Annotated in this window: 9 protein-coding genes; 2 read left to right on the top strand and 7 right to left on the bottom strand. The window is 63.8% G+C overall.

Translation table 11 applies throughout. The annotated features are described in order from the left end of the window. Positions 1-108: 108 nt before the first annotated feature. On the bottom strand, positions 109-261 hold the full coding sequence (locus tag LB525_RS10705) for a hypothetical protein (RefSeq protein ID WP_224544576.1): 153 nt from the start codon (positions 259-261) through the stop codon (positions 109-111). A 491-nt stretch (positions 262-752) separates the two neighbouring features. Here LB525_RS10705 and LB525_RS10700 point away from each other — a divergent pair, with 491 nt between their 5' ends. Then, positions 753-1,091 (top strand): response regulator, encoded by a 339-nt coding sequence (locus tag LB525_RS10700; protein WP_224544575.1) that lies wholly within the window; start codon positions 753-755, stop codon positions 1,089-1,091. A 7-nt stretch (positions 1,092-1,098) separates the two neighbouring features. On the opposite strand, the gene LB525_RS10695 is transcribed toward LB525_RS10700, so the two are convergent. The 5 genes from LB525_RS10695 to LB525_RS10675 all read right to left on the bottom strand — a co-directional run bounded on the left by LB525_RS10695 (position 1,099) and on the right by LB525_RS10675 (position 7,034). Then, complete coding sequence (locus tag LB525_RS10695) at positions 1,099-4,302, bottom strand: CheR family methyltransferase (protein ID WP_224544574.1); 3,204 nt, start codon at positions 4,300-4,302, stop codon at positions 1,099-1,101. Positions 4,303-4,582: 280 nt separating this feature from the next. Then, positions 4,583-4,948 carry a DUF2285 domain-containing protein gene (locus tag LB525_RS10690; protein ID WP_224544573.1) on the bottom strand — a complete coding sequence of 122 codons (366 nt, stop codon included), beginning with the start codon at positions 4,946-4,948 and terminating at the stop codon, positions 4,583-4,585. A gap of 160 nt (positions 4,949-5,108) precedes the next feature. Then, positions 5,109-5,435: a DUF736 domain-containing protein gene (locus tag LB525_RS10685; protein ID WP_224532380.1), complete on the bottom strand. Its 327-nt coding sequence runs from the start codon at positions 5,433-5,435 to the stop codon at positions 5,109-5,111. 203 nt (positions 5,436-5,638) lie between these two features. Next, positions 5,639-5,782, bottom strand: coding sequence for a hypothetical protein (locus LB525_RS10680; RefSeq protein WP_224544572.1), 144 nt, complete (start codon positions 5,780-5,782; stop codon positions 5,639-5,641). 148 nt (positions 5,783-5,930) lie between these two features. Next, positions 5,931-7,034 carry a helix-turn-helix transcriptional regulator gene (locus LB525_RS10675; protein ID WP_224532382.1) on the bottom strand — a complete coding sequence of 368 codons (1,104 nt, stop codon included), beginning with the start codon at positions 7,032-7,034 and terminating at the stop codon, positions 5,931-5,933. Between the two features lie 91 nt (positions 7,035-7,125). Here LB525_RS10675 and LB525_RS10670 point away from each other — a divergent pair, with 91 nt between their 5' ends. Continuing rightward, complete coding sequence (locus LB525_RS10670; protein ID WP_224544571.1) at positions 7,126-7,659, top strand: cupin domain-containing protein; 534 nt, start codon at positions 7,126-7,128, stop codon at positions 7,657-7,659. A gap of 278 nt (positions 7,660-7,937) precedes the next feature. Here the strand turns inward: LB525_RS10670 and LB525_RS10665 are convergent, their stop codons facing one another. Continuing rightward, positions 7,938-8,318, bottom strand: coding sequence for a DUF2285 domain-containing protein (locus LB525_RS10665; protein WP_224544570.1), 381 nt, complete (start codon positions 8,316-8,318; stop codon positions 7,938-7,940). Position 8,319 lies beyond the last annotated feature (1 nt).

The raw sequence follows: 8,319 nt of genomic DNA, 5'->3' as shown, positions 1-8,319 counted from the left end.
GCAAAGCGCAGGATGGCGCAGGCGCGCGTTTCTTGGTTTCGCGAGGAATGGGCTTCGCCCAGGGGAAGAAACGCGCGACGCGCCATTGCGGCATAGGCGGTCGAGGCTTCAGCCGTCCTTCGGCCAGATCAGCCCGTTCGAGAGGTCGTCGGTGCGCACTGAGAAATGCATGACGGAGACGATGGCGTCATCTGCGACGAAAAGAGAGGCGGGGACGGTTTCGCCGGTGCTGGTTTTACCGCGGCCTGACATGTGCTGCATCAGAGCCTGGATCCATCTGGCGATCGCGGATGCGATCGGCCTCCGCTTCGCATCATGACTGGTAATGCCGTTGCTGGATGCTATCGAAGCTGGTCCAGACACGCGCTCCAATGCCGGCTTTTGCTATTGAGCGCCCGCGTATAGCGGACATGTCATATGGCGCCGACTCCAGACGGTCTCGTCTTGGGGGCTTGACAAAGCGGACCTGGCTTATTGCCGAACTCGGGCTTGCGGGCTCTCCGGCGGAGGAGACGGGCCGGGTCCAACGTCCAGGTGAATCCGCTGAACATGCTCAATCGTTATCTGGAAAGCTATGTGCAGACCAAGTTGGCCCTAGACTGCTGCCGGTCGGTTTTCGATGTCGCCAGCAGCAGTTCTTGGATGCAACGGCTGGCCCACGAGCGTCGGAACTTTCTCGTGGCGAAGCGGTTAGTTTTCTTTGAGGGTAACGGGACGTGGGTTCAATTGAAAACCGAAAGCCACGAATCCTCGTGATCGAGGACGACCTCTTCATCGCAATGGATGTCGAGTACATGGTCGGCGAGTGCGGCTGCCTGCCTGTCGGGCCGGTCTCCAACGTCGAGGCAGGGCTGTTGGCGGCGCGGCAGAACGACCTCGACGGCGCGGTCCTCGACGTGAACCTCGGCGATGAGCGCGTCTGGCCAGTCGCCGATCTGCTTCACGAGCAGGGCGTTCCTTTCATCCTCGCGACCGGTTATTCGAGGGTGGAAGTGCCCGAGCGCTTCAAAGAGTGCCAGGTGCTGCATAAGCCGCTGACGGAGGCCGATCTCTTTGCTGCGCTCGACGCGCTCGGTCTCGCGCGGCGATGAGAGGGCCTCAGCGATTTTCATCGCGATCCATCAACATGGTCTTAGCAGGCGCGGCTATAACGCAGCGGTAGCCAGCGGAGGGAAACTCATGCTGGCAGGTGCCACGAAGTTCGTGCTGGGTAGACCGCGAGACGAAGTTGAGGCCGAAACCATTGCTCTTCGGCGGCGCAACGGGCGGGCCGCCACTTTCCGCCCATTCGATCCTCAGCTCGTCGCCGTCGGTCGTGACCCGAGTCCAGTTCAGCGAAACCCGTCCCGCCCCGGTGGACCACGCGCCGTACTTCGACGCGTTCGTGGCGAGCTCATGCAGGATCACCCCGAGCCCGACCACGACCTGAGGCTTCAGCTGGACCTCGGGTCCTTGGAGGCTCAGCCCGTCGAGCCCCTCGCCGACAAAGGGGGACAGGACGGCGCCGACAAGGTCATGCAGCCTCGCGCCCTTCCAGTCGCCGCGCGAGAGGATGTCGTGCGATGCGGCCATCGCGTGTAGCTGGCCTGTGAGCACCTTGTGTAGCTCGTCCCTCGTCTCTGTGTGTTTGGCCGCCTGACGGATCATGGACTGCACACTGGCCAGATTGTTCTTCACCCGATGGTTCAGCTCGGACACCATGTCCGAGAGCCGCTCTTCAGACCGCTTGCGCGCGGTGATGTCGATGAATGTGAGAACAGCACCCTGAATCACGTCGTTCTCGTCGCGATAGGGCAGCATGCGCATGATCAGCGTCTGGGGCTCGCCGTTTCGCGCCTCGACCTCCTTCTCGATCTGCTCCCCACTGCGGATGACTTCCGCCACCTGCTCCTTCAGGGATCCGAGCTCGACGCCGCCGGCGAGTTCGTCCAGCGGCCGCCCCATGTCGTGGTCGCGCAGCCGGAACAGCGGCTTGGCGGGCGGCGTGAAGTTGCGGATGCGAAACTCCGCATCGAGAAAGAGCATCGCTATACGGGTGTTAGAGAAAAGGTTTTTCAGGTCGCTGTTGGCACGGCTCTGCTCCTCGACCCGCGTCGAAAGCTCATTGTTGACCGTGCGAAGCTCCTCATTGATCGATTGCAGTTCCTCCTTTGAGGTTTCCAGTTCCTCGTTCGAGGACTGCAGCTCTTCGTTTACCGACGAGAGTTCTTCGTTAGAGGCGCGAAGTTCCTCGTTCGTGGTCTCCAACTCCTCCAGCGTGCTCTGCAGCCGTTCCTTCGTCGTCTGAAGCTCCAGCTCCAGCGCGCGTACGAGTTCCTCGTCGCCGCCTCGCTGCCTTGCCCGCTCGGTGGTCTGCGCCATCGCGGCGGCTCCTGCCTGAAAGACGACGAGACAACGGCGCTCGCTCGCGTCGGTCCCGGTCAGAGGCTCCACGGTCAGGGTGAGATAACGGCGCTCGTCGTCATGGCCCACGATTAGATCGTCGCGCACGAGCCGCTCGCCCGAGGTCAGCACCTTCGCGACGGCCGCCTTGATGTCCACGGCCAGTTCGGTGCGCGCCATGGCGGCCAGATTCGCCTTCGGCCGGCCGCGCGGCAGTTCGAGGAAGGTCCCGGTGCCCGTCGAAGCATCGAGGATCTCGAATTCGCCATCGACGATGACATAGGCCGGCGAGTAGCGCTCGAGCAGTTTTTGCGCAGTACGGAATGCCGGATCGGTTACGGCAGGCTTCGTGGCGGCGTCCTGCCGTTGCATCTGCTGACGATTCTTGCCGTCGCCGCCGGCGATAGGAAACTCGGGCAGCCGCGCGGTCTCGCCCAGCCGGCGGAAGATGCGGTGCTTCCGATCGAACTCACCGAAGAGCTTGTCGTGCCCCGCGTTCTCGGCAGGGCCGAGGAACAGGAAGCCACCGGGCCGGAGCGCGTAATGGAATACCGGCATCAGCCGCTTCTGCAATCCCGGGTTCATGTAGATCAGCACATTCCGGCACGAGAGCAGGTCAATGCGCGAGAACGGTGGGTCGCGCAGCAGGTTGTGCTGGGCGAACAGGCACATCTCGCGGAGTTGCGGACGGATCGTGTAGTGGCCATCCTCTTTTTCAAAGAACCGCTCCAGCCGCTCCTCGTTGACATCGGCGGCGATGCTGTGCGGATAGCGGCCGATACGGGCAAAATGCAGGGCGGCCTCGTCGATATCGCTGCCGAAGATTTTCACCTCCGGCGGGCTCTCCATCTGCGCCCGGGCCTCCTGAAACAGGATCGCCAAGCTGTAGGCCTCCTCGCCCGTGGCGCAACCCGGAACCCAGACGCGCACCTCATCGTCCTCGGTCTTTTCCTCCATGATCGGGCCGAGTACCTTCGCGGCCAGCGCCGCGAACCAGTCGGTGTCGCGGAAGAACTGGGTGACCCCGATCAGCAGATCGCGGAACAGGCGCTCGGGTTCCCGGCGGTCGTCGCGCATCAGGTCGACATAGGCGGACAGCGTGTCGATGCCATGGATCTGCATGCGCCGGCGGATGCGCCGGTCGACCGTGCTCGACTTGTAGTCGGTGAAATCGTGGCCGGTGGCGCGTCGAAGCACGTCACAGATCACGCGCCTCTCGCCATCTTCGACCTCGACATCGCGCGCGATGGGCTTCCGCCGTACGAGGAAGTCGGTGAAGAGCCCGGGCATTTCGGCGACGTCGGCCTCGCGATCGACGAGGCCAGTGCGCGTGGCGCTCAGCAGCATGCTGTCGTATTCGGCCGTCTGAAGCGTCTGGGTCAGCGTCAGCCCGCCCGCCTCCTTTACCGCCTTGAGGCCGAGAGTCCCGTCAGTGCCCGCCCCTGACAGAAGGGCGCAGCCGCAATGCTCCCCCTGATCCTCGGCGAGCGAGACAAGGAAGGCGTCGATGCTGGTGCGCCGCGCGAGCGGGTCGCCGTCCTGCGCGGAGCGCAGCACGCCCTCACGGATCGTCATCACTTGCCCCGGCGCGATCAGATAGATTTTGTCAGCCTCGATGCGCGTGTCGTGCGTAACCTCCTCCACTGATAAGTCTGCCTTACGCGCAAGAATGCTCGCGAGTTCGCTCGGCCGATCCGGCGCCATGTGCTGGATAAGCACCCAGGCGATGCCGCTGTCCGCCGGTATGTTGCTGACAAGGCTCTGCAGAGCGGCCACGCCTCCGGCCGATGACCCGATGCCCACAATGGGAGGCATGTTGTTGTTCGCTTTCGCTTCAGCGGTATCGTCGGCAGGCCTATCGCCGTCGTTGGGGGGTGCCCCTGCCATGTTCTTGCCGTCCTTGTTGGCGTCGTTTTCCAACCTATAGATGTTTCCCTTCGGCCGCGACCCCCCGGCCCGACAGCGGCTGTCGGCCAGCACCTCGTGCGCGGACGGGGTTTCCGCGGCGAAGGCTGTCTCCCGGACCGGGAAACAGTCGCCCCGCGGGCGGGCTGGGCAAAGGACGATGTGACGTGGAGGCGGGGCTCACGAACGGCAGGTTCGGAAATGCCAAACTGCCGGTTTAGTGGCAGACGTTGGGGCAAGCTCACGTTCACTTCAGAATCCTGGGCAATAAGTGGACAAGGCGGCGGGGGGAGCCTCAGGAGCGGCGCCGTCGCGCGCGAAGCAATTGGCGATAGCCGCGCTCGACCATCTTCAGGCCGTCGCGCACGAGACGATGCGTCTGATATCGAAAAGCCGAGTCGTGCCAGTCGGCGGTGCTGACCAGTCGGCGATCGAACAAGGCGGTCGCGACTTGCTCTTCCAGGCCATCGAGGCATCGCAGCATGTGGCCAAGGCGCCGGCGCTGCGCCGCGGTCAACGGCGCGTCGGGAACGTGTTGCCTGTGGATCGAGCCGATGAACCGCTCGATGACCTGCAGCCGGTCGTGTGCCATGTCGTCGAACGGAATGATGGCGGTAAGCGGTTCGCTTGGCTTGGCTTCACCAAGAAGCGCCAGTTGCATGCCGCCCGAAGGCCGACCTCGTGACGCCGGCTTAGATCCAGCGGTATGTCGACGGCGCTGCCCTCTCGCGTTACCTCGCTACAATCAAGCGGTCCTAGGCGAGCTTGCGCAATTGCCGGCAGAAGACGCCTCGCCCGGTACCGGCGAGGCGTCTGCCGATTCACTCGCCGCTGCGGCGGTTGGGTCGGGACCAGATGAGGCTGTGGCCCTCGCTTTCCTCGTCGGCGAAGAGGTTGGCGTAGATCGGAGCGGTGAAGCTCGGGTCGTCCAGCTTGAGTCCGAGATAATCGCGGCCCTCGTTGGAGCGCTTGGACCAGGCGGCGCCGATCTCGGCCTTGCCGACCACGACACGGTGGCTTGGAGCGTTCTCGCCGCTGGCCCGGGTATCGGGGACGATGCGCACGCCTTTGGCCTGGACGCTGATGGTGATGATCTCGCCGGTGAACTCGTTCGCATTGGTCTTCTTGAAGCTGCCGATGGTAGCCATTTTCAGTCTCCGTTCTCGTTTCCGAGCCCGCACCATGCGGCCTCGATGGCGATCGTGAGGCCGAAGGCGACCGCTGCCGCATCGCTTGCGACCGCAGCAAAGCGCAGGATGGCGAGGCGCGCGTTTCTTGGTTGCGCGAGGAATGGGCTTCGCCCAGGGGAAGAAACGCGCAACGCGCCATTGCGGCATAGGCGGCCGAGACTTCAGCCGTCCTTCGGCCAGATCAGCCCGTTCGAGAGGTCATCGGTGCGCACTGAGAAATGCATGACGGAGACGATGACATCATCTGCAACGAAAAGAGCTGCGGGGACGGTTTCGCCGGCGCTGATGTTGCCGCGTCCTGACATGAGCATGATCCATCTGGCGCTCGCGGATGGGATCGGCCTCGGCTTCGCGTGATGACTGGTAATGCCGTTGCTGGATGCTATCGACGCTGGTCCAGACACGCGAAAGCTCTTGTACCAGCTTGGGCGAGCCTTGCTGCGCTCCAGATTGTCACTCGTAAACGCCACTCGCCGCAATGAGGCGCACCAGCTCCGCCTGCCGCCGCGTCTCCGTCTTTTCGAACACGTGCTGCAGGTGGGTGCGCGCCGTGGTCAGGCTGATGCCGAGCTCGTCTGCGGCCGCCTGAAGTCCTTCGCCGCGGGCGACTGCAATGGCCACGGCGGCCTCGGCCGGGGTCAGCCGATAGAGATTGCGCACCTGGGCCTGCGTGGTCCGCGGCGCGCTCTCCGGATCGGCCACGAACACGATTGCGGCGGGGCGGCCGGTCACGAACCAGGTCGACTCGATCTTCAGCGGTGCCACCAGCACGCTCAGCGGTCGCCGCGGTGCCGGCCGCGCGAGCGCCATCACGCCGCCCGCGGTGTCCGACCGCTCCGCAGCCGCGACGATCAACCTTTGAAATTGCGCGGCATCCGCGCGCCTGGCTGCGCGCAGCGCCGATTTCTCTGTCCTGATTCCGTCGGCTTCATTGAGCAGCGCTTCGGCCGTTCGGTTGGCGAGCAGGATCTCGCCATTCGCCGCCACGATCAACACGCCTTGGGCGACGCGGTCGAGCGCCTCGACATTGGCACTCCTGGCGATCTCCGAACGCGAGAGGCGCAATCCCAGGCTCGCCGCGCGGACCAGATGCGGCCCGATACGACGCAACCGGTCGAGGTGCTCGGGCTCGAACTCTCCTGTCGTCTCGGCGCGTCCGCAGGTGAACACGACGCGCGTGTCCGGCTCGTTGGCCAGCACGAGTCCGATCGAGTGGCACATGTCGCCAGGCCGGCAGAAGTCGTTGTAGAACTCGGAGCGCCGGTAGACCTCGCGCGGCAGGAGCTCCCAGATTGGGATCAGCGTACCGGCGTGCAGCCGCGCAATGCGCGGCAGGAACACATTTGTCTTGTAGTAGTACCGCGCATAGGTGATGTCCGCCTCGGGCGGCATGCGCACCGAATTCGCTTCGCTGCGCAACGTTCTTGTGTTCTGGAATGTCAGCTTGGTGGCGGCGCCTTCGAGGAAATCGGACAGCGTCTCGAGAACCTGCGGCCAGCGGCCGGGTTCGACCGCCGCATCGTAGATCTGCCCCACCATGCCGTCGAAATCGTGCATGTGTGCCGGATTTCACCGCTCCCTCGCCTGAAGGAACTTGCAGTTTGCCGGAAGCCGGCTTCACTGACAACCGTTCCCCGGCGCATCTCGTATGTTCATACGAGGCGACCGCCTGAGGCCAGCGTGTAGCTATCGTGACACCATCAAGCTTCACATCAACCACATGTGGCGAAAGATGCAAACGCGGGCAGCACCTGGTACTCAAACCGACTGGAATGGTACGCATTACGAAACGCTGCTGACTGGGCGCGAGACCGGCGGCAAGCTCGGGGCATTTGCATCCAATGCTGGCCCGGGCGACGGACCGCCGCGCCATCGCCATCCCAAATCCGACGAAGTCTTCGTCATTCTCCAAGGGCGGCTGCGCTTCTGGCGCGCCGGGGAAATTTCCGAGCGTACCACCGGGGCAGTGTTCTACATTCCCGCTGGCGTCGAGCACACATTCGTCGTCGTTGAGCGTGCGCGATGGATCGCCATCCTGTCCCCGGGTGGTCTCGAGAGCTTTTTCCCGGCGGTTGCTGCGCAGGGACTGGAAATTCCGCGCGACCTTGCGGCAATCAAGGCCGTCGCGGCCCAGTTCGATATGGAGATTACCGGGCCACCCCTCACAATCGCTGGGCCATAACCGCACTGGGCGTGTCACCGCATTTGGCTTCATCGGATCGCGAGGCAGCACCGGTCGAGATTATTGCCCGAAGACGGTGATGCCTGAGTTCGATCGTTGGCTCACGCTGCTTCGGGTCAGACTTGCAACGAACGAGCCCTGCCCTGGCGCCGTCCGCTTAGCTGAGCAGCAGAGCTGACCTCAACGGCCGCAAGGCAGCGCAAAAACGCTATTCAGTTCAGGATGGTAACCCTGGACTTGCACACACCGCATTAAGTGAACCAGGCGTCAGGCCCCCTTCAGGAATGACGCCGTCGCGCACGTAGCAGTTGGCGATAGCCGCGCTCGACCATCTTCAGGCCGTCGCGAACTAAGCGATACGTCTGGTACCGAAAAGCCGAGTCGTGCCAGTCGGCGGCGCTGACCAGCCGTCGGCCGAACAAAGCGGTCGCAACTTCAAAATGGGATGCCTGCTCTTCCCGGCCATCGAGGCATCGCAGCATGTGGACAAGGCGCCGGCGCTGGCCCGCGGTCAAGCGGGCGTCGGGAAGGTGCTGCCTGTGGATCGAGCGGATGAACCGCTCGATGGCTTGCAGCCGGTCGTGCGCCATTTCGTCCAGCGGTATGATGGCGGCGAGCGGTTCGTCTGGCTTCGTGTCGCCAAGAAGTGCCAGTTGCATA

The organism is Mesorhizobium sp. CA16 (assembly GCF_020165175.1).
Lineage (GTDB): Bacteria > Pseudomonadota > Alphaproteobacteria > Rhizobiales > Rhizobiaceae > Mesorhizobium.
This window is presented reverse-complemented; position numbering and strand designations above follow the sequence as displayed.

Coding starts and splice junctions, on each gene's coding strand:
- LB525_RS10685 (WP_224532380.1), bottom strand. CDS start 5,435: ATGGCTACCATCGGCAGCTTCAAGAAGACCAATGCGAACGAGTTCACC.
- LB525_RS10665 (WP_224544570.1), bottom strand. CDS start 8,318: ATGCAACTGGCACTTCTTGGCGACACGAAGCCAGACGAACCGCTCGCC.
- LB525_RS10680 (WP_224544572.1), bottom strand. CDS start 5,782: ATGTCAGGACGCGGCAACATCAGCGCCGGCGAAACCGTCCCCGCAGCT.
- LB525_RS10705 (WP_224544576.1), bottom strand. CDS start 261: ATGCAGCACATGTCAGGCCGCGGTAAAACCAGCACCGGCGAAACCGTC.
- LB525_RS10690 (WP_224544573.1), bottom strand. CDS start 4,948: ATGCAACTGGCGCTTCTTGGTGAAGCCAAGCCAAGCGAACCGCTTACC.
- LB525_RS10675 (WP_224532382.1), bottom strand. CDS start 7,034: ATGCACGATTTCGACGGCATGGTGGGGCAGATCTACGATGCGGCGGTC.
- LB525_RS10670 (WP_224544571.1), top strand. CDS start 7,126: ATGTTCATACGAGGCGACCGCCTGAGGCCAGCGTGTAGCTATCGTGAC.